Source organism: Kitasatospora sp. NPDC088346 (assembly GCF_044740765.1).
Taxonomy (GTDB): Bacteria; Actinomycetota; Actinomycetes; order Streptomycetales; family Streptomycetaceae; genus Kitasatospora.
Genome location: NZ_JBIURH010000005.1, coordinates 295908 through 313114, shown reverse-complemented (window position 1 = coordinate 313114; position 17207 = coordinate 295908). Strand labels below are relative to the sequence as shown.

At 75.7% G+C, this 17207-nt stretch carries 18 protein-coding genes and 1 pseudogene; 13 read left to right on the top strand and 6 right to left on the bottom strand.

The genetic code is table 11. The annotated features are described in order from the left end of the window. Window positions 1–27 precede the first annotated feature (27 nt). The 3 genes from ACIOFR_RS10725 to ACIOFR_RS10715 all read right to left on the bottom strand — a co-directional run bounded on the left by ACIOFR_RS10725 (window position 28) and on the right by ACIOFR_RS10715 (window position 3066). Window positions 28–1122 (bottom strand): hypothetical protein, encoded by a 1095-nt coding sequence (locus tag ACIOFR_RS10725; RefSeq protein WP_400994659.1) that lies wholly within the window; start codon window positions 1120–1122, stop codon window positions 28–30. Continuing rightward, on the bottom strand, window positions 1056–1790 hold the full coding sequence (locus tag ACIOFR_RS10720) for a hypothetical protein (RefSeq protein ID WP_400994656.1): 735 nt from the start codon (window positions 1788–1790) through the stop codon (window positions 1056–1058). The genes ACIOFR_RS10725 and ACIOFR_RS10720 overlap by 67 nt, the downstream gene beginning before the upstream one ends. Before the next feature lie 85 nt (window positions 1791–1875). Continuing rightward, on the bottom strand, window positions 1876–3066 hold the full coding sequence (locus tag ACIOFR_RS10715; protein WP_400994653.1) for an MFS transporter: 1191 nt from the start codon (window positions 3064–3066) through the stop codon (window positions 1876–1878). Window positions 3067–3159: 93 nt separating this feature from the next. Here ACIOFR_RS10715 and ACIOFR_RS10710 point away from each other — a divergent pair, with 93 nt between their 5' ends. The 4 genes from ACIOFR_RS10710 to ACIOFR_RS10695 all read left to right on the top strand — a co-directional run bounded on the left by ACIOFR_RS10710 (window position 3160) and on the right by ACIOFR_RS10695 (window position 6795). Continuing rightward, entirely contained in the window at window positions 3160–4356 is a 1197-nt protein-coding gene (locus ACIOFR_RS10710; RefSeq protein WP_400994650.1) for an ROK family protein, read from the top strand. A 135-nt stretch (window positions 4357–4491) separates the two neighbouring features. Continuing rightward, window positions 4492–4908 (top strand): molybdopterin-binding protein, encoded by a 417-nt coding sequence (locus tag ACIOFR_RS10705; protein WP_400994647.1) that lies wholly within the window; start codon window positions 4492–4494, stop codon window positions 4906–4908. An 88-nt stretch (window positions 4909–4996) separates the two neighbouring features. Beyond that, window positions 4997–5701, top strand: coding sequence for a glycerophosphodiester phosphodiesterase (locus ACIOFR_RS10700; RefSeq protein ID WP_400994644.1), 705 nt, complete (start codon window positions 4997–4999; stop codon window positions 5699–5701). Continuing rightward, window positions 5698–6795, top strand: coding sequence for a winged helix DNA-binding domain-containing protein (locus tag ACIOFR_RS10695; protein WP_400994642.1), 1098 nt, complete (start codon window positions 5698–5700; stop codon window positions 6793–6795). The genes ACIOFR_RS10700 and ACIOFR_RS10695 overlap by 4 nt, the downstream gene beginning before the upstream one ends. Window positions 6796–6817: 22 nt before the next feature. Here the strand turns inward: ACIOFR_RS10695 and ACIOFR_RS10690 are convergent, their stop codons facing one another. Further along, a complete protein-coding gene (locus ACIOFR_RS10690) occupies window positions 6818–7258 on the bottom strand; it encodes a VOC family protein (RefSeq protein ID WP_400994639.1) in 441 nt (146 codons plus the stop codon). A 254-nt stretch (window positions 7259–7512) separates the two neighbouring features. Here ACIOFR_RS10690 and ACIOFR_RS10685 point away from each other — a divergent pair, with 254 nt between their 5' ends. From ACIOFR_RS10685 to ACIOFR_RS10660, 6 genes are all read left to right on the top strand, one after another. Further along, entirely contained in the window at window positions 7513–8649 is a 1137-nt protein-coding gene (locus ACIOFR_RS10685; RefSeq protein ID WP_400994637.1) for an AI-2E family transporter, read from the top strand. Between the two features lie 66 nt (window positions 8650–8715). Continuing rightward, window positions 8716–9252: a GNAT family N-acetyltransferase gene (locus ACIOFR_RS10680; RefSeq protein WP_400994635.1), complete on the top strand. Its 537-nt coding sequence runs from the start codon at window positions 8716–8718 to the stop codon at window positions 9250–9252. Then, on the top strand, window positions 9236–9808 hold the full coding sequence (locus tag ACIOFR_RS10675) for a flavoprotein (protein WP_400994633.1): 573 nt from the start codon (window positions 9236–9238) through the stop codon (window positions 9806–9808). Before ACIOFR_RS10680 ends, ACIOFR_RS10675 begins: the two co-directional genes overlap by 17 nt. A 112-nt stretch (window positions 9809–9920) precedes the next feature. Continuing rightward, the gene (locus ACIOFR_RS10670; protein WP_400994630.1) at window positions 9921–10880 is read left to right on the top strand and encodes an alpha/beta hydrolase; all 960 of its coding nucleotides are present in this window, start codon (window positions 9921–9923) and stop codon (window positions 10878–10880) included. Between the two features lie 62 nt (window positions 10881–10942). Then, window positions 10943–11728: a spermidine synthase gene (locus tag ACIOFR_RS10665; RefSeq protein WP_400994728.1), complete on the top strand. Its 786-nt coding sequence runs from the start codon at window positions 10943–10945 to the stop codon at window positions 11726–11728. A gap of 71 nt (window positions 11729–11799) precedes the next feature. Next, window positions 11800–12648, top strand: a complete 849-nt coding sequence (locus ACIOFR_RS10660) for a class I SAM-dependent methyltransferase (RefSeq protein ID WP_400994628.1) — start codon at window positions 11800–11802, stop codon at window positions 12646–12648. A gap of 366 nt (window positions 12649–13014) precedes the next feature. Here the strand turns inward: ACIOFR_RS10660 and ACIOFR_RS10655 are convergent. Then, window positions 13015–13371 (bottom strand): annotated as a pseudogene (locus ACIOFR_RS10655) (MmgE/PrpD family protein); the annotation flags it as partial. A 372-nt stretch (window positions 13372–13743) separates the two neighbouring features. Here ACIOFR_RS10655 and ACIOFR_RS10650 point away from each other — a divergent pair. The 3 genes from ACIOFR_RS10650 (at window position 13744) to ACIOFR_RS10640 (ending at window position 16064) form a co-directional block, all read left to right on the top strand. Continuing rightward, window positions 13744–14412 (top strand): DedA family protein, encoded by a 669-nt coding sequence (locus ACIOFR_RS10650; protein ID WP_400994625.1) that lies wholly within the window; start codon window positions 13744–13746, stop codon window positions 14410–14412. A gap of 67 nt (window positions 14413–14479) precedes the next feature. Continuing rightward, window positions 14480–15148 carry an O-methyltransferase gene (locus ACIOFR_RS10645; RefSeq protein ID WP_400994623.1) on the top strand — a complete coding sequence of 223 codons (669 nt, stop codon included), beginning with the start codon at window positions 14480–14482 and terminating at the stop codon, window positions 15146–15148. Window positions 15149–15161: 13 nt separating this feature from the next. Further along, on the top strand, window positions 15162–16064 hold the full coding sequence (locus ACIOFR_RS10640) for a Gfo/Idh/MocA family protein (RefSeq protein WP_400994620.1): 903 nt from the start codon (window positions 15162–15164) through the stop codon (window positions 16062–16064). 32 nt (window positions 16065–16096) lie between these two features. On the opposite strand, the gene ACIOFR_RS10635 is transcribed toward ACIOFR_RS10640, so the two are convergent. Beyond that, complete coding sequence (locus ACIOFR_RS10635; protein ID WP_400994618.1) at window positions 16097–17185, bottom strand: hypothetical protein; 1089 nt, start codon at window positions 17183–17185, stop codon at window positions 16097–16099. Window positions 17186–17207 lie beyond the last annotated feature (22 nt).

The window sequence follows — 17207 nt, the reverse complement described above, 5'->3', positions numbered from 1 at the left end:
GGAATCGCCCCGGAACGGGGCGGCCCGTCAGCCGGCCGCGAGCGGGACCCGGGCCAACGCGGCCCGGAGGGTGATGGCGAGGTCGGGCACCGGGATGCCGAGCTCGTCCAGCCAGGCGCCCACCTGGTGCAGCGGCACCCGCAGGGCCCGGGAGCGGTCCAGCAGTTGCTGGAGGGTGGGCGAGCTGTCGGCGGTCAGGAAGGCGTCCTCCGAGCCGTCCTCGGCGAGCAGGAGCAGGGCCGTGTCGAAGGACAGCCCGTCCGGGAGGTCCCGGCAGGAGGTCTCGACGCCGTACGAGAGCAGCCGCGCCGCGAGGTCGCGGGGGTTCGTGTGGAGGGATCGCGCGGCGACCACCAGGTGCGCGAAGGGCATCGGCCGGCCGGCCAGCACGCCCCACCACTCGCACGGGCCGTACGGCTTGAGCAGCGCCCGGTCCAGCGCGGTCGGCCGCGCGGGCAGCCGGAGCGGGATGTCGAAGCCGTAGGCGCGCAGGCGGCCCAGGACCTCGCCGAGCGGGGTCCCGGTCGTGGCGACCACGTGCAGCAGGTGTTGGTAGGGGACCGGGCGGTCGGTGCTGAGCCAGGGCTCGTCGTGGCCGGGGGTGAGCAGGATCCGTAGGTCGGCGGTGTCGGCGTCGGGCGGTAGCGGCCGGGCGAGGGTGAAGCCGAGCGCGGTCAGGCGGTCGGCGCCCTGCTCGGCGGCCCGGATCAGGTCGGCCACGGTGACCGGCCGGTCCTCGCCGACCCGGTCGCCGCGGTACGCCTCCACGACCGGGGTGCGTGCCAGCTCGGCCCCCGCGTCCCCGGTCAGCTCCTGCGGGGCGACCGTGGGCAGGCCGAGCAGTGCCGCGCGGGCGGCGGCGGTGTCCGGCGGGAGCCGGTGGAGCCGGACGGCGTCCGCGAGGTGCCGTACCGCCCCGACGGTGGACGTGGTGCGCCACCGCCAGTACTTCCCGTCGCTCTCGTCGTGCTGGGTCAGCAGGACCCGGTCGGACGGCAGTGCGGGGAGCACCGGGCCGACCCGGTCGAGCTCGGGGCAGATCTCGGTGAGCGCCGTCAGGGTCGGGTTGGGCCGGTGGGCGAGCAGTCGCCACAGGAAGATGTGGTCGGGCGGTTCGCCCACGCTGGTACGGGTCGGGGGCGGCCCGTCGGCGCGGGGCCTGCGGTGGTCGAAGGTCCCGGACGGCAGGATGTCCGGGTCGGCGGGGAAGCAGCCGGTGTCGGCGATCCGCCGGGGCGGCTCGTGGTCCGGCCGCCGGTCCGCCTCGACGGCTGCCCCGGTGACCAGGTCCGCCAGCAGGGTGCTGCGCTCGGCGAGCCGGGAGATCCAGGTGCGCAGGCGCGCAGGGCCGCCGCCCGCAGGCCGTGCACCCGGTGCAGGAAGGGCGCCAGCACGAAGAGCGCGGCCTCGGCGGGGTAGAGGTCGAGCGCGGGGGTGGGTTCCGGTTCCCCGAGCAGCCATTCGATCCGCTCCAGGAACCGCCCGGCGGCGGTCGGGTCCCGCCAGGGGTCGGCGGTCAGCTGCCGCTCGGCGTCGTCGCGAAGGACGGCCAGCCGGGCGACCGCGGAGCCGACGAGTTCGCGCAGCGGTGCGGCGTCGCGGCCGGCCGGGACGTGCTGCCAGACCGTCGACCCGAGGGCCTGCCGCACCCAGGCCTCGGCCGGCACGGCGGGCGGCGGCTCGGACGGCGGCGCGTGGTGGATCGACAGGTGCCCGATGTCGCGCGCCTGGACCACCGGCCCGTGGACCGTCGCCGCGTCGACGGTGTTCCAGGTGTCACTGTCCCGCATCCCCGCCCGTCCCCCCACGGGCTCCGACGGCCCGTGCGCCCAGCGTAGGGGCGCCGAGGGCCGGTCAAGGCCGGTTCGGGCGGCCTCAGGCCGCCGGTTCCAGCCCCTGGGCGCGCTCGCGGTCGGCCGCCGGGCGCTGCCGCAGGGCGTGCGCGCTCGGCACCAGCGCCGCGACCAGGACGGTGACCACGGCGAAGGAGACGGTCAGCGAGCCGGCCTGGGCGATGCCGCCGACGACGGCCGGGGCGACCAGGCCGGAGGTGTACGTGATGGTGGCGACGCCCGCGATGGACTGGCTGGGGTTGGTGCCGGCCCGGCCGGCCGCCGCGAAGGCGAGCGGGACGACGACCGCGATGCCGATGCCGATCAGGGCGAAGCCGGGGATGGCCAGGTACGGGGTGCCGGCGGCGACCACCAGCAGGCCGCCGAGGGCGGCGGTGGCGCCGCCGAGGCGGACGGTGCGGACCGGCCCGAGCCGGCGGACCACCGCGTCGCCGGCCAGTCGGGCGGCGGCCATGGTGGCGGCGAAGGCCGAGTAGCAGGCCGCGGCGGTTCCGGCGGAGGAACCGGTGACGTCCCGCAGGTAGACGCCGCTCCAGTCCATCGCGGCGCCCTCGGCGAAGACGGCGCAGAAGCCGACCAGGCCGATCGTCAGGGCCGCCCTGGGCGGCAGCGCGAACCTGGGCGGTGCCTGCTCGTCGGCGGCCGGCCGGACGTCCAGCAGGCCGGCGCAGACCACCTGCGCCAGCAGCGCGAGGACCGCCGCGGTCACCGCGAACTGGAGCCGCGCGTCGGTCTGGCGGTGGGCCGCCAGGACGCCGAAGCCGGAGGCGACCAGCCCGCCCACGCTCCACATGCCGTGCAGTCCGGACATCACGGACCGGCCGAGCCGCTCCTCGACCTCGACGCCCTGGGCGTTCATCGCGACGTCGGCCATTCCGGCGGTCGCCCCGTACAGGAACAGGGCCAGGCACAGGCTCGGCAGGTTGGGGGAGAGGGCGGGGACGGCGAGGCACAGGCACCAGAGGGTCAGCAGTCCGCGCACCGCGGCCCGGCCGCCGTAGCGGTGCACCATCCGTCCGGCCAGCGGCATCGCGAGCGAGGCGCCGACGGCGGGCATGACCAGGGCGAGGCCGAGCCGGCCCGGGCTGAGCGCCAGGTGGTCCTGGATCCACGGGATGCGGGTGACGAAGGTGCCGGTCACCGCGCCGTGCACGGCGAAGACCAGGGCCACGCTCACCCGGGCCCGTTCCACGTCCCTCGACTTCTGTCCCATGCGCCGGGCCCTCCCCGTGTCGGTGGTGCTGCGGACGTCCGATAAATTATCAGGAAGGGATCCTGATAGAAACCTCTGGAAGGATGCAGCCTCATGACCACCGCGCGTACGGCCACGCCCAGCACCGCCCGCGCCATCAACGACCGGCTGGCCCTCGACCTCCTGCTGGAGCGGGGGCCGCTGACCGCGTCCGAGCTGCGCAGCCTCACCGGACTCTCCCGGCCCACCGTCGCCGACCTGCTGGAACGCCTCCAGCGTGCCGGACTCGTCGCCTCGGCGGGGGAGAGCGCCCAACTGCGGCGCGGGCCCAACGCCCGGCTGTACGCGCTGGCCGCCGACCGCGCCCACCTGGCGGCCATCGACATCCGCTCCACCGGCGTCACCCTGGTCGTCGCCGACCTGACCGGCCGCACCCGCGCCACCGCCGAGATCCCCGCCGGTCCGGACGACCAGGACCTGGCCGGCCGCACCGTACGGGCCCTGCTCGACGCGGCCGCCGAGGCCGGCGCCGACCGGCTGCACACGGTGGCCGTCGGCGCCCCCGGCCTGGTCGACCCGGCCACCGGCGACCTCAACAACTCGGGTCAACTCCCGCGCTGGCACACCGACCTGCTCGCGGCGCTGCGCTCCAGCTCGGGCGTCGAGGCACTGGAGCGCGCCGAGGTGATCCTGGAGAACGAGGTCAACCTGGCGGGCATCGCCGAGCACCGGCTCGGTGCCGCCGTCGACCGGGACACCTTCGCACTGCTCTGGCTCGGCCACGGCGTCGGCGCCGCCGTCGTCCTGGACGGGAAGCTGCGCCGGGGCGCCTCCGGCGGCACCGGGGAGATCGGCTTCCTGCCGGTGCCCGGCACGGCGGTGCTGCCCAGCGCCACCGGCTGCGAGGGCGGCTTCCACTCGCTGGTCGGCAGCGCGGCCGTGTGCGAGCTCGCCGAACGCCACGGGCTCGCCGTCCCGCCCGGCGCCGGACCCGTCCAGCAGGCCGAATCGCTGCTGCGCCGGGCGGTGGCGACCGGCGCCGACGCCTTCCTCGCCGAGCTCGCCGAACGGATCGCGATCGGCGCTGCCGCCATCTGCGTGGTGCTCGACCCGGGCTGCGTCGTGCTCGGCGGCGAACTCGGCCGGGCCGGCGGCGCCGGCCTCGCGGAGCTGGTGGAACGGCGGCTCGCCGCGCTCTCGCCGTTCCGCACCGAGGTGCGGGCCGGTACGGCCGGCGGTGGCGCGGTGCTGGCCGGCGCGGTGCTCACGGCGGGCGACGCGGCCCGGCGGGACCTGTTCGGCGGTGAGTGAGCACCGGGCCCCGGCGGCCCGGCGGACGCCCGAAGGGGTCGCTGACCGACCGTGAGGTGACGGCACGTCGCCCGGGCCGCCCCCGGTAGGGCAGGATGGCGGCGACACCGTCCGACCACCGCCAGGAGCACACCCATGGCCCAGCCCCACCGGCCGGTCCACACGTACCGCATCGGCGAGGCCGCATCGATGCTCGGCGTCAGCGCGGACACCATGCGCCGCTGGGTGGACGCCGGCCGCGTCGCCGCGGAGCGGGACGAGCACGGGCACCGGATCATCGCCGGCGCCCAGCTCGCCGCGTTCGCCCGCGAACTGGCCAGGCCGGAGAACGCCGCGGCCGAGGGCCGGCCGTCCTCCGCCCGCAACCGCTTCCCCGGCATCGTCACGGACGTCGTGCTGGGCGACGTCGCGGCCCAGGTGGAGATCCAGGCCGGCCCGTTCCGGGTGGTCTCCCTGATCAGCCGGGACTCCGCCGAGGAGCTCGGCCTGGTGCCCGGTGCCCCGGCGACCGCCGTGATCAAGTCGACCAACGTCGTGATCGAGCGCGGCTGAGCCCGTGCCCGCCTTCGTGCCCGCACCCGCGCCCCGGGCCGACGCCCCCGCATCCCGGGCCGACCTGCGATCGAGAGAGGTCCCGTCCATGAGCCGCGTGCTCGCCGTCGCCCACCGCGGCGACCCCTACCGCCACCGTGAGAACACCGTCCGCTCCGTGGCCCACGCCGTCGCCGCCGGAGCCGACGCGGTCGAGGTGGACGTCCGGCTCACCCGCGACGGGGTGCCGGTCCTGCTGCACGACCCGACCCTGGAACGGCTCTGGGGCGACCCGCGCCCGATCGACCGGGTCACCCTGGACCAGCTCGCCGACCTCGGCAGCCCCGGCCTGCGGGTGCCGACCCTCGCCGAGGCCGTCAAGGCCGTCGCCGAGGCCCCCGCCGCCCGGCTGCTCATCGACCTCGACACCCCCGGCCCGGTCGCGGCCACCGTCGAGGCCGTCGCCGCCCTGGGCGCCGAGGACCGGGTGGCCTACTGCGGGCCGGCCACCGCGATGCTCGCCGTCCGCGAGCTCGCCCCCGCCGCCGAGCTGGCCCTCACCTGGAAGCAGCCCCGCCTGCCCGTCCGCGCCCTGCTGGACGACCTGCGGCCGCACTCGGTCAACCCGCCCTTCGGCCTGGTCGACGCCGGCTTCACCGCGGCGGCGCACGACGCCGGCCTCACCGTCTCCACCTGGACGGTCGACCTGCGCCGCACCATGGTGCGGATGCTGCGGGCCGGGGTCGACTCGGTCACCTCCAACCGGATCGCGCTGCTGCGCTCGGTCCTCGACCGGGCCGCCGCCATCCGGTGAGCGCGCCGCCGCCCCTCCCCGAGCTGGGCCCCCGCGCCCTCGGACGGGCCCTGCTGGCCCGCCAGCACCTGCTGGAGCGCACCACCCGCGACCCGCTCGGGACGGTCCGGCACCTGGTCGGACTCCAGGCCCAGGCCGCCCCCGAACCGCCCTACCTCGGGCTGCTCTCCCGGATCGACGGCTTCCGCCCCGAGCAGCTGTCCACCCTGATCGAGGACCGCCGGGTGGTCCGCACCGCCCTCCAGCGCGGCACCATCCACCTGGTCACCGCCGAGGACTGCCTGACCCTGCGCCCGCTGCTCCAGCCGGTGCTGGACCGGGGCCTCGCCGGCAACTGGGCCAAGCGGCTGCCCGGGGTGGACCTCGACGCGGTCGCCGCGCCGGCCCGGCGCCTGGTCGAGGCCGAACCGCTCACCTTCCAGCGCCTCGGCCCGCTGCTGGCCGAACGCTTCCCGGCCGGCGACCCGGCCGCGCTCGCCCAGGTCGCCCGCGCCCGCCTGCCGCTCGTCCAGGTGCCCCCGCGGGGCGTGTGGGGCCGCAGCGGGCCCGCCGCGCACACCACCGCCGAACACTGGCTCGGCCGGCCGCTCGCCACCGACCCCGCGCCCGACGACCTGGTGCTGCGCTACCTCGCGGCCTTCGGCCCGGCCACCGCGGCCGACGCCCAGAAGTGGTGCGGACTCACCGGCCTCGGCCCCGTCCTCAAGCGGCTCGCCCCGCAGCTCCTGCTCTTCCGCGACGCCCACGGCCGCACCCTGTACGACCTGCCGCAGGCACCCCGCCCCGACCCGTCCACCCCGGCCCCGGTCCGCCTCCTCGCGCCGTTCGACAACCTGCTGCTCTCGCACGCCGACCGCACCCGGGTGCTCCCCGAGGAGTACCGGCCCCGGATCATGACCCAGAACGGCATCGTGCTCGGCTCGCTCCTGGTCGACGGCCTGGTCGCCGGAGCCTGGCGGATCGAAGACGGCGTCCTGCGGGTCCGGCCCTTCGGCAGCCTCCCCCGCGGGGAGCACGCCGCCGTCGAGCACGAGGCCGCCCGGATCCTGGCCTTCACCGGCGACCCGGGCGGCCGGGTGAGCGTCGGCCTCTAGAAAACGCCGTCGAGGACGATCCTCAGCTCAGCTGCTCGGCCAGCGCGAGGATGATGCCGCTCGGCCCGCGGAGGTAGCAGAGGAGGTAACTGTCCTCGTAGCGCGTCACCTCGCCGACGAGTTCGGCGCCGTGCGGGCGGAGGCGGGCGAGGGTGTCCTCGATGTCCTCGACGGCGAACATGACGCGATGCTGGCCCAGCGTGTTCGCCGGGGTGGGCGCCGGCTCGGGGGTGATCGCCTTCGGGTCGTGGTACGTCGCCAGTTCGATCCGGCCCGGGGCGTCCGGGATCCGCATCATCGCGATCTCGCTGCGCATGCCGTCGAGCCCGACGACGTTCCCGGCCCAGCGTCCCTCGATCGGCATCCTGCCTTCCAGCTCCATGCCGAGTTCGGTGAAGAAGGCGATGGCGGCGTCGAGGTCGTCGACGACGATGCCCACGTTGTCCATGCGCAGAATGGTCATGTCCCCGAGGGTAGGGGCCGGGGGCGACACCGTCGGCGACGTGACGGCCGTCCGGGGACGTCGACGGCGTCGGGCGCTGCGACGGGCACCAGGAAACCCTCCGGCGTCGACGCCTCGTCAGGCCGCGGACGGGGGAGACCGCGGACGGGGGAGGCCGCGTCGGCGGACGCGCCGGAGGTCCGCCCTGCGGAGAGTTCAGCAGATCATCTGCTGAGATGGGCGGGTCAGGACCGGCCGGCCAGGCGGAGGTGGGAATGTCGGCGGAGCCCACCCCGCCGGGGACCGAACCCACCCCGCCCGGCACAGGGCCCACCCCCGCAGCCGCGCCCGCGCGGCCCTCCGCGCCGCTGCCGCCCTCCGTCCGCGCGGCCGCCGCCTGGTCCGTCGCGGTGATCCTCTTCATCACCGTCGCCGCACTGGTCGTCTACGCCTTCGTCGCGCTGCGCGCCGCCACCATCCCGATGATCGTCGCGCTGCTCGGCACCGCCCTGCTGCAGCCCGTCATGCCGTGGCTGGTGCGCCGCGGCGTACGCCGCGGCCTCGCCGCCGGCCTGACCTGCGTCGTCCTCGTGACGGGGGTCTGCGGCGTGCTGGCCGTGCTGACCAACTCGCTGGTGCACAGCGCGCCGCAGATCGCCGACTCGTTGCAGCAGGCCGGCGACCAGCTCGCCACCTGGCTGGGGCCGGTCGGGGACCGCCTCCAGGAGGCGCTCTCCGACTCCGCGACCGCCGGCGGCTCGGCCGGCAGCTCGCTGGTCGGCGCCCTGGCCGGCGGCCTGCTCTCCGGCCTGGGCCTCGCCGTCCAACTCGTCACCGGCGGCGTGCTCGCCCTCGCCCTGGTGTTCTTCTTCCTCCGGGACGGTCACCGCAGTGCCGACCTGGTCCGCTCGGTGTTCTCCGCCGACCACGCCGAGACCGTCGTCGCCTGCGGGCAGCAGGCCTTCACCGCGATGGCCGGCTACATGCGCGGCACCACGCTGATCGCGCTGATCGACGCCGTCTTCATCACCATCGGCCTGCTGATCCTCGGTGTGCCCGGCGCCGCCGGCCTGGGCGCCCTGGTCTTCCTCGGCGCCTTCGTCCCGTTCATCGGCGCCTTCCTGTCCGGCACCGTCGCCGTCCTGGTGGCGCTGGCCCAGGGCGGGCTCAGCATCGCGCTGTGGACGCTGGGCGTCGTCCTCGCCGTCCAGATGGTCGAGGGCAACGTCCTGCAACCGCTGATCCAGAGCCGCACCGTCGAGCTGCACCCCGCGACCATCATGTTCGCCGTGGTCGCCGGCGCCGGCATCGCCGGGATCATCGGCGCCCTGATCGCCGTCCCGATCTGTGCCGCCGGCCTCGGCGTGATCGCCGTCCTGCGCGGCCGCCCGTTGGGCCGGCCGGCCCCCTGACCCGGCCGGCCCCGCCCACCCGGAAAACTGTTGCGACGCCTCCGCCAACTCCGGTAGCACTGAACCATGATGACCGGCGAGAAGATCGCACTGCGGGCCCGCACCGAGGCGGACGTCCCCATCCTGCACACCGAGCTGTACGAGGACGTCCTCGGACGCTCCCGCGGCGACTCCCGGCCCTGGCGGCCGATCTCCGCCCCGCACTCGCCGTTCGCCCCCGGCAAGCACGACGACGACGGCGCCGCCGTCTTCTCCGTCGTCGAACTCGCCACCGGCGACCTCGCCGGCGAGGCCGTCCTGTGGGGCATCGACCTGCACAACCGCACCGGCCACATCGGCCTCGCCCTGCGCCCGTCCTTCCGCGGCCGGGGCCTGGGCACGGACGTCGTCCGCACGCTCTGCGAGTACGGCTTCGCCGTGCGCGGCCTGCAACGGCTGGGCATCGAGACCCTCGCCGACAACCCCGCCATGCAGGGCGCCGCCCTGCGGGCCGGCTTCACCCAGGAGGGCCACCTGCGGCGCTCGGCCTGGGTCTACGGCGCCTTCCTGGACGAAGTGATCTTCGGCCGGCTGGCCGAGGAGTGGCATGCCGGGCGCGGCTGACCCCGGGCCCGGCCCGGCCGGCGCACCCTTCCTGTACGTGGTGGTCTGCGCCGCCGGGGTGGCCGGCGGCGTCGGCGAGCTGGTCACCGCCGCCCGTGCCGAGGGCTGGCGCGTCGGCGTGGTGGCCACCCCCACCGCGCTCGGCTTCTTCGACCGGCCCGCGATCGAGGGGCTGACCGGCCACCCGGTCCGCTCCGCCCTGCGCCGGCCCGGCGAGCCCAGACCGCTGCCCCCGCCGGACGCGATCGTCGTCGCGCCCGCCACCTTCAACACCCTCAACAAGTGGGCCGCCGGCATCAGCGACACCCTCGCCCTCGGCATCCTCTGCGAAGCCCTCGGCCTGGGCACCCCCGTCGCCGTCCAGCCCTGCCTGAACGCCGCCCAGGCCGCCCACCCCGCCTACCCGACCAGCCTCGCCGTGCTGCGCTCCGCCGGCGTCCTGATCGGCGGTCAGCCACCGGTCGGCGGCACGGAGGTCGGCGGCCGCACCGCCTTCGACTGGACCGGACCGCTCACCCTGCTGCGCCCCGCCCTGCTGCGCCACCGGGCCGGTTGACCGGCACCGGCGGAGCCCGGAACCGAACCGGGCGGTAGGGTCGGACCACAGGCACGGCGACCCGGCACGGACCGGCGGCGCCGCACGGATCCAGAGGGGCGCGGACCAGAGCATGGAGTTTCGCACGGACATCCTCGGCGAGCCCTACGAGGCCGCCGTCCTCCCGCTGCGCCCCGACGAGGAGGGCGACGTCAGCGCCACCCTCGTCCGGCGGCTGGTGCCCGGCGCCGAGCGGGCCGTGCTCTACGTCCACGGCTACGTCGACTACTTCTTCCAGACCCACCTGGCCGACCACTTCACGGCGGCGGGCTACTCCTTCTACGCCCTCGACCTGCGCAAGTACGGGCGCTCGCTGCGGACCCACCAGTCGCCCAACTTCGTCCGCGACCTGACGGCCTACGACGAGGAGCTGGACGAGGCCGTCCGGATCATCCGCGAGGTCGACGGCCACACCCGGCTGCTCGTCAACGGCCACTCCACCGGCGGCCTGATCACCGCGCTGTGGGCCGACCGCCGCTCCGCCCGCGGCCTGGTCGACGCGCTCTTCCTCAACAGCCCGTTCCTGTCGATGCCCGCCGCGCCCGCCGTCCGGACGCTCGGCGCCCCCGCGGTGGAGGCGATGGGACGGCTCGCCGGCACCCGCAAGCTCCCCTCCGCGCTCAACCCGCACTACGTGCACAGCCTGCACCGCGACCACCGCGGCGACTGGGACTTCGACCTCACCCTCAAGCCCGCCGAGGGCTTCCCGCTCTACGCCGGCTGGCTCGCGGCGATCCAGCGCGGCCACCGGGCGGTCCGGCGCGGCCTGGGCATCACGTGCCCGATCCTGCTGATGGCCTCCACCGCGAGCACCAGCACCACCCGCTGGGACCCGGCCCTGCACCGCACCGACGCCGTCCTGCGCGCCGACGACATCGCCGCGCTCGGCCCCCGGCTCGGGCACAACGTCACCGTGGTCCGGATCGACGGCGGCATGCACGACCTGGTGCTCTCCGGCGAGCAGGTCAGGACCCGCGTCTTCACCGAGCTCGACCGCTGGCTGACCGCCTACCTCCCGGCGGACGGCGCGTGAGCGCACCCGGCGAGGAGCCGCGCCCGGTCGAACGGCCGGTCGACCTCGGCACCGCCAAGCTGATGCCCGACCTCGACCGGGACGGCGGCTGGCTGCTCACCCTCGACGGCACCCCGCAGTCCTACGTCGACCTCGCGGACCCGACCCACCTCGAATTCGAGTACGTCCAGCGACTCGCCCACCTGGCCGACGCCCTCGCTCCCGCCGGGCAGCCGCTGACCGCCCTGCACCTCGGCGGCGGCGCCCTCACCCTGCCCCGCTACCTGGCCGCCACCCGGCCCGGCTCCCGCCAGCGGGTGGTCGAGGTGGACGGCCGGCTGGTCGGATTCGTCGCCGACCGGCTGCCCTGGCCGGACGGCATCGAGGTCACCGTCGGTGACGCCCGCGCCGCCCTCGCCGACACCCCCGCCGCCTCGGCGGACCTGCTGGTCGCCGACGTCTTCCACGGCTCGCGCACCCCCGCCCACCTCACCACCGTCGAGTTCCTCCGGCTGGCCGCCGCCGCGCTGCGCCCCGGCGGCTGCTACGCCGCCAACCTGGCCGACGGCCCGCCGCTGGCCTTCGCCAGGGCCCAGGCGGCCACCCTGCGCCAGGCCTTCCCGTACACCTGCCTGGTCGCCGAGCCCCCGGTGCTGCGCGGCCGCCGGTACGGCAACATCCTGCTGATCGGCTCCACGGCGCCGCTGCCGGTCCGGGAGCTCAGCCGCCGGCTGGCCGCCGACCCGTTCCCCGCCCGGCTCACCGACGAGGACGAACTCGCGGCCCTGGCGGGCCGCGCCCGCCCGGTCACCGACGCCACCGCCGAGGACTCGCCGCCGCCCCCGGACGGCGCGTTCAGCGTGGGGTGATCGCCCGCGCTGCCGAGCGGGCGACAGGATGCCACAATGCCGGAGTACCGGACGGGTGGAGGAGCACGACGATGACGGGCGATCAGTCGACACGGGTCGGGGCCGAGTTGGAAGCGGTCCCGGAGACCGCGCTGTGGACGCTCTACCAGCGGGCCGTCGAGGCCCGCCGGCCGGACGCGGTGCTGCTCGATCCCAAGGCGGTCGAGCTGGTCGACCGGATCGACTTCCCGTTCGCGGAGCGGTTCGGCACCAGCGCCACCCAGGCGCAGTTGCAGGCCCTGCGGGTGCGCTGCTTCGACCGGGAGGTGGCGGACTTCCTGCTCCGGGAGCCGCGCGGCACGGTGGTCTGCCTGGGGGAGGGCCTGGAGACCCAGTTCTGGCGGGTCGACAACGGGCGTGCCCGCTGGCTCACCGTGGACCTGCCCGAGGCGGTGGCGCTGCGCGAGCGGCTGCTGCCCCCCGGGCCGCGGCAGCGCTATCTCGCGGCCGACGCCAACGAGTTCGGATGGGCCGACGAGGTCCCCCGGGACCGTGACGTACTGGTCACCGCGCAGGGGCTGTTGATGTACCTCCGGCCGCCCCAGGTGCGGGCTCTGATCGCGGGCTGTGCGGAGCGCTTCCCGGGTGGATCGCTGGTGCTGGACGCCGTGCCGCGCTGGTTCGGTCGGCTCACCGTGTCCGGCAGGGTGCGCAGCCGGGGCTATCAGGCGCCCCCGATGCCGTGGGCGATGGATGCCGCCGAGCGGACCAAGCTGCGGACCGCCAGTGAGGCGGTGGCTGCGGTTCGGGACGTACGGCCGATCGGGGGGCGTGGGCTGGTCGGCGCACTGCTGCCGCTCGCGCTCGCCGTCCCGCCGCTGTCCACCCACCGCCCTTCGGTCACCGTCCTGGAGTTCGCCGGCCGTACCGGGCAGCCGTAGGCGGTGGGCGCCGCAGCGGGCGTCACACCTGCGGGCAGCCGGTTGCCGCCGCCCACGCGACGCGGGGCCGCACCACCGTGCGCCCGCCCGTTACCGACGGCCTCCATTCCTCCTCTCCCCATCCGATGAGAGAAGGAACCGATGATCCGTGAACCGACCCACTTCGTCGCCGGCAAGCACGGCGGCACGTCCGGCTGCTTCGGCGACGTCTTCGACCCGAACACCGGGCAGGTGCAGGCCCGGGTGCCGCTGGAGTGCCACCGCAGCCGCGCTGGTGCGCAGGCTCGACGACCGGCACAGGGTCCGGGTGGTCGACGCGGACCCCCGACAGCGGTCCGAGATGCGCCGTTTCGACGCGGCCGGCGGGACGATGCCGCGCAGCAGGTCGGCGCCGGTGCGGCCGGTGTGCTGGGCGTCGGCCAGCAGGGGCGGGATGTCGTCGCCGGGGTGCGCGTAGTCCGCGGCGAGGTAGGTGTCGTGGAAGTCCAGCTCGCGCACCGCCGTGCCGTTGGCCCACGCCGCCCACGCGGGGGAGACCCGGGTCAGGCTGCCGAAGACCCGCGCGCCCGGGGCGCCGCGGTGGGCGTGCGCCTGCGCGCGGGCCACCGCCACCGGCCTGCGCAGCAGCGATGCGACGGCGACCGAGGCGAGCTTCCAGGCGAGCTGGTCCTCGCGCGGCAGGCGGTCGGCACTGGGGTGGACGCGGACGTGATGCTCGATCACGGGACTCCTCGGGAGCGTCGGGAACCACCCGGACAGGGGGGTGCGCTTCAGGCTGCCGAACCACGGTCGGACTGCGAATCCGCGGATTCTGCGGACGCACGCGGCCGACGGCCGGATCTCCAGGCCCTCGGGGCCGAGGCCGGTGCGCGCGGCGTGCTCGCGCATCCGGGGCCCGTACTCGGGGTGGTCCACCGGCCCGCCCCGGCCCTGACCTGCGGGGCCGGGAACCTGCTGCGGCCCCGGGACGTTCGAGGTCGGGGCAGCCGGACCGGTTAGGCTGGTCCGCCGGGGGGAGCCTCGCCGTATCCGCGCGCGTGGGGTCGTTCTCGCACCACGGCAGTCGTCGCACCACGCTCACGGAGGTAGTCCGTCTTGCACATCGACCAGTGGATCGACGGTGTCTCGCCCGCCGCGGTGTACGCCATCGTCGGCCTGATCATCGGACTGGAGAGCCTCGGCATCCCGCTGCCGGGCGAGATCGCCCTGGTCTCGGCCGCGCTGCTGGCGGCGCAGGGTCACGTCAGCCCGTGGTGGGTGGCGATCTGCGCGATCCTCGGCGCGATCATCGGCGACTCGATCGGCTACTCGATCGGGCGCAAGGGCGGCAAGCCGCTGTTCGAGAAGCTGGGCCGCAAGTTCCCCAAGCACTTCGGCGCCGAACACCTGGAGAGCGCCGAGCGCTCGTTCCAGAAGTGGGGCATGTGGGCGGTCTTCTTCGGCCGGTTCGTCGCCCTGCTGCGGATCTTCGCCGGCCCGCTGGCCGGCGCCCTGCGGATGCCGTACTGGAAGTTCCTGACCGCGAACGTGCTCGGCGGCGTCGCCTGGGCCGGCGGTACCACGCTGCTGGTCTACCAGGTCGGCAAGGTGGCCGAGAAGTGGCTGAAGAGCTTCTCCTGGATCGGCCTGGTGGCGGCCGTGCTGGTCGGCGGCGGCTCGGCCTGGCTGATGAAGCGCCGGGCGGCCAAGGCCAGGGAGGGCCACCCCGAGGTGGTCGGCGGGAAGAGCGGCACGCCCGTCGAGCCGGTCGCCGACCGCACCTGATCGACTGTCACCGGGGTCGGATAGGGTTGCGGACGATCCATCCGAGCGGACGCCTGGAGGCGGGGCCATGAGCCAGCAGCAGTGGACGGCAGTCGACGACTACTTCTCCGAGGTGCTGATCGGCCCGGACGAGGTGCTGGAGGGCGCGCTGGCCGCCGCCGACGACGCCGGGCTCCCGCAGATCAACGTCGCCCCCAACCAGGGCAAGCTGCTCCAGCTGCTGGCCGCCACCCGGGGAGCCCGACGGATCCTGGAGATCGGCACCCTCGGCGGCTACAGCACCATCTGGCTCGGCCGGGCCCTGCCCGCCGACGGCACGCTGGTCACCCTGGAGATCGACCCGGCCCACGCCGAGGTCGCCGAGGCCAACCTGGAGCGCGCCGGGCTCGCCGGGCGGGCCGAGGTCAGGGTCGGCCGCGCCGTCGACACCCTGGCCCGGCTGGCCGAGGAGGACACCGAGCCGTTCGACTTCGTCTTCGTGGACGCCGACAAGCCGAGCAACCCGGTCTACTTCGAGTGGGCCCTGCGGCTGACCCGCCCCGGCGCGCTGATCGTGGTCGACAACGTGGTGCGCGGCGGCAAGGTCGCCGACGCCGCCTCCACCGACGCCGCCGTGCTCGGCGTCCGCAAGCTGCACGAGCTGATCGCCGCCGAGCCGCGGGTCACCGCCACCTCCGTCCAGACGGTCGGCGTCAAGGGCTACGACGGTTTCACCCTGATCCGCGTCGAGAGCTGAGAGAGCCGCCGCCATGAGGATCGGACTGCTCGGCACCGGGCCGTGGGCCCACCGGGTGCACGCGCCCGCGCTGGCCGCCCACCCGGGGACGGAGTTCGCCGGCGTCTGGGGCCGGCGGCCCGCGGCGGCGGCCGAGCTGGCCGCGCCGCACGGTGTGCCGGTGTACGAGGACCTGGACGAGCTGCTCGCCGCGGTGGACGCGGTGGCCGTCGCGCTGCCGCCGTCCGTCCAGGGCGAGCTGGCGCTGCGCGCGGCGCGGGCCGGACGCCACCTGCTGCTCGACAAGCCCGTCGCGCTGGAGCCCGCCGCGGCCCGCACGCTCGCCGATACGGCCGCCGCGCGGGGCGTGGCGTCGGTGGTCTTCTTCACCCTGCGCTTCAACGCGGAGCAGTCCCGGTGGCTGGCCGACCAGACGGCGCGGGACGGCTGGTTCACGGCCCGCTGCGAGTGGCTGGGCGCCGTCTTCACCTCGCCCGACAGCCCGTACGCGGCCTCGCCGTGGCGCAGGGAGAAGGGCGCGCTGTGGGACGTCGGCCCGCACGCGCTGTCCATGCTGCTGCCCGTCCTCGGGGACGTCGAGCACGTCACCGCGGCCGGCGGCCCCGGCGACACCGTCCACCTGGTGCTCCGGCACGCCGCGGGCGCCAGCTCGACCCTCACCCTGAGCCTGAGCACCCCGCCCGAGGCGGCCGTCGACGGCGTCGGGCTCGAACTGCGCGGGACGGCCGGCCTGACCAGGATGCCCGCCCGCAACGAGGGCCCGGCCGAGGCCTACGGCCGGGCGATCGACGCCCTGCACACGGCCGCCGCCGGCGGGCCGGCGCACCCCTGCGACGCGGCCTTCGGGGCGCGGGTGGTGGAGATCCTCGCGGGCGCCGAGCGCGCCCTGGACAGCGGCAGCGGCCTGGCCCTCTGAGGCGGCGGGCCGAGGCGCCCGGCCCCGCGGGGTCAGGCCCGTTTCGGGCGGCGGTCGGCCGGCCGGCTGGGCGGGATCGGGACGGCCGGGAAGTCCCGCGGGCCGGTCCACAGCGAGGGCACCGCGTCGCTGCGCCGGGCCAGCTCGTAGCCGATGGCCTCGTAGTTGACCCGCCAGCCCCGGAAGTGCGGCCAGGCCTCGGCGGCGTCGCGTTCCGCCGGGAAGCCGGTGGCGGTCACCATCTCGACGGCGGCGTCGAACTCGGCGAAACCCAGCCGGATCGGGCCGTCCGGATCGGGATCGGGGTCGTAGCCGATCCGCAGCGCGTCGGCGATGTCCCGCATCGCCGTGAAGCCCGCGCGCAGCACCAGCCGGGCCTCCGGCGGGGCGCTGCGCGGGTCGAGGGCGAGCTGCATCGCGGCGGCGTCCAGCACCGCGATCAGGGCGACCACCCAGTTGCGGTGCGGATGCGGGGAGCGGAACGACAGCAGCACCGGGTAGTTGGAGTGGCCCTCGCCGATGTCCGCCGCCAGCCGCTCCCAGTCGCGGTAGAGGTCGGGCAACGCGGTCTCGGTGCCGACCAGCGCCTGCCGGGCCAGCAGCTCCGGGCCCCAGGCCGGGGCCCCCGCCCGGGACTGCAGCAGGGTGACCTCCACCTCCCGCCGGTTGTAGGCGCCGTACAGGGTCGGCAGGTAGCCGATCAGCAGCGCGATGATCAGCGGACCGGTCGCGGCGGCCAGGAAGTCCAGCGCCGACAGCCGGAGCCGGTCGCCGCTGGCGAAGCCCAGGGTGAAGAGGCTGGATCCGGCCTCCCGGAAACAGACGCCCCAGGCGAGGTCCGAGGTGCCGAAGAGCAGCAGCGTGTACGCGGCCAGGGTGGCCAGCAGCCAGCAGCCGAGCGTGCAGACCAGGATCAGCGGGGCGAGCCAGGTCTGCAGCCGGTCGAGCGTCCGGTAGCCGCCGAACGGCGCGGCGAGCAGCCGCAGCAGGGTGCGCAGCACCGTCCACAGCCGGTTCACCAGGGACGAGTAGAGGCCCCGCGGCACCACCAGGGTGCGCAGGATGCTCGCGATGGTGACGCCCAGCAGGGCGAGCCCGGCCACGGCCATGATCGATCTCATCCGCCCATTGTGGCCCGCGCAC